At 65.6% G+C, this 2099-nt stretch carries 3 protein-coding genes and 1 pseudogene; all 4 read left to right on the top strand.

Annotated elements, in window-relative coordinates; translation table 11 throughout:
• The first annotated feature begins 16 nt into the window (after window positions 1-16).
• Window positions 17-520 (top strand): YbjN domain-containing protein, encoded by a 504-nt coding sequence (locus tag ABY403_RS16005; RefSeq protein ID WP_372841806.1) that lies wholly within the window; start codon window positions 17-19, stop codon window positions 518-520.
• Window positions 521-547: 27 nt separating this feature from the next.
• On the top strand, window positions 548-1360 hold the full coding sequence (gene proC, locus ABY403_RS16000) for a pyrroline-5-carboxylate reductase (protein ID WP_372841805.1): 813 nt from the start codon (window positions 548-550) through the stop codon (window positions 1358-1360).
• Entirely contained in the window at window positions 1357-1692 is a 336-nt protein-coding gene (locus ABY403_RS15995) for a tRNA-binding protein (RefSeq protein WP_372841804.1), read from the top strand. The genes proC and ABY403_RS15995 overlap by 4 nt, the downstream gene beginning before the upstream one ends.
• Window positions 1692-2099, top strand: a pseudogene (locus tag ABY403_RS15990) (D-glycerate dehydrogenase); the annotation flags it as partial. The gene ABY403_RS15995 and the pseudogene ABY403_RS15990, both read left to right, overlap by 1 nt.

The raw sequence follows: 2099 nt of genomic DNA, 5'->3' as shown, positions 1-2099 counted from the left end.
TCTGGCTGGAGTGGACATGGCCCTATTCGAAAATCACATGCTGGGCGATGACTTGCACCCGATCGACGTGGTCGAATCGCTCGCCTCCGCGCATGCTTGGGACTTCGACCGCCTGACCGAAGATCAGATCGCGATGCAGGTTGAAGGCCAGTGGCGCAGCTATGCGCTGACGCTTTCATGGTCGGCGCAGGACGAGGTGTTGCGCCTGATCGTGACGTTTGAAATGGACCCGCCCGCAGCACGGATGGATGCGCTGCATGATCTTTTGAACCGCGTCAACGATCAGGTCTGGACCGGGGCTTTTACCTATTGGCGCGACCAGCGGTTGATGGTCTGGCGCTATGGGCTGGTGCTGAACGGCGGCCAGATTGCCGGGCCAGAGCAGATCGACCGCATGATCGGCGGGGCGATCATGGCGGCGGAACGGTTCTACCCGGCGTTCCAGCTGACCTGCTGGGGCAACGAGACACCCGAGGCGGCGATGCAGGTTGCCATTGCCGAGGCCTACGGGCGCGCATAATCTTGGCCCTCGGACAAGGGGGCAAGAATGGACTTTTCAGAGATTTCGGCGCGCGGGCTGGTGTTGCTTGGCTGCGGCAAGATGGGCTCGGCGATGTTGTCGGGGTGGCTGGCGCAGGGGCTTGCGCCATCTGCGGTCTGGGTAATTGACCCAAATCCGTCTGACTGGCTTACGGCGCAAGGGGTGCATCTGAACGCGCCGCTTCCCGCGCGGCCTGCGGTGGTGCTGATTGCGGTCAAGCCGCAGATGATGGGCACGGCGCTGCCGGTCTTGAAGGCGATGGGCGGGGGCGGCACGTTGTTTGTAACCGTCGCTGCGGGCACTACGATTGCAACCTATGAGGCGGTTCTGGGGGCGGGCACACCGCTGGTTCGCGCCATGCCCAACACGCCTGCGGCAATCGGCAAGGGAATCACCGCAATCTGCGGCAATGCCGCCGCCAGTGCCGCCGATCTGGCCACGGCCGAAGGGCTGCTGCGCGCGATTGGCAAGGTCGAACGCCTGCCCGGCGAACATCTGATGGATGCGGTCACAGCGCTTTCGGGTTCTGGCCCCGGCTATGTGTTCCATCTGATCGAGGCGATGGCCGCTGCGGGCACCGCCGAGGGCTTGCCCGCCGATCTGGCGATGCGCCTTGCCATCGCCACGGTGGCGGGCGCGGGCGCGCTGGCCGAAACTTCGGACGAATCGCCCGCGCAATTGCGCATCAACGTCACCTCGCCCGCAGGCACCACCGAGGCTGGCCTGCGTGTGCTTATGGAACCTGAAACGGGCTTTCCCGGCCTGATGCGCCGCGCCGTGGCGGCCGCGGCAGCGCGTGGACGCGAGCTTGGCAAATGAGCATTACCTTTGACGATTTCCTGAAGGTCGATATCCGCGTGGGCCGGATAACGCGCGCCGAACCCTTCCCCGAGGCGCGTAAGCCGGCGATCAAGCTTTGGGTCGATTTCGGCCCAGAAATTGGGGAAAAGCGGTCCTCCGCGCAGATCACCGCGCACTACAACCCCGAAGAGTTGATCGGCCGACAGGTGCTGGCGGTGGTCAACTTTCCGCCCCGCCAGATTGGCAAGGTCATGAGCGAGGTCTTGGTGCTTGGCGTGCCCGATGCTGCGGGCGAGGTGGTGCTGATCGGTCCCGGTCATGACGTGCCGCTGGGTGGGCGGCTGTTCTGATGCGGGTGCTGATCTCGCGCCGCCTGACACCGGCAGTCGAGGCGGAACTGGCCGCTTACGGTGCCGAATACCGCACGACCGACGCGCAGATGACGCTGGCCGAATGTCGCGCGGCGCTGGCCGAATACGATGCCGTGGTTCCAACGCTGGGCGATGCCTTAACCGCCGAAGCGTTCAGCGGCCCGATCCGCGCGCGGCTTCTGGCCAATTTCGGGGTTGGGGTGAACCATATCGATGTGGCGGCGGCGCGGGCGGCGGGTGTGGCGGTTACCAACACGCCGGGGGCCGTTACCGACGCCACCGCAGATATCGCCATGACGCTGCTATTGATGAGCGCGCGCCGCGCGGGCGAGGGCGAGCGGATGCTGCGCGCCGGGCGCTGGGGCGGCTGGCAGCCGACGCAATTG

The organism is Phaeovulum sp. (genome assembly GCF_041596715.1).
Taxonomy (GTDB): Bacteria; Pseudomonadota; Alphaproteobacteria; order Rhodobacterales; family Rhodobacteraceae; genus UBA6213.
Note: the sequence above shows the minus strand (reverse complement) of the source record. Positions and strands in the feature narration are given on the sequence as shown.

Excerpts from the sequence above, each read along its gene's own strand:
- proC (WP_372841805.1), top strand. The coding sequence starts at position 548 with ATGGACTTTTCAGAGATTTCGGCGCGCGGGCTGGTGTTGCTTGGCTGC.
- ABY403_RS15995 (WP_372841804.1), top strand. The coding sequence starts at position 1,357 with ATGAGCATTACCTTTGACGATTTCCTGAAGGTCGATATCCGCGTGGGC.
- ABY403_RS16005 (WP_372841806.1), top strand. The coding sequence starts at position 17 with ATGGCCCTATTCGAAAATCACATGCTGGGCGATGACTTGCACCCGATC.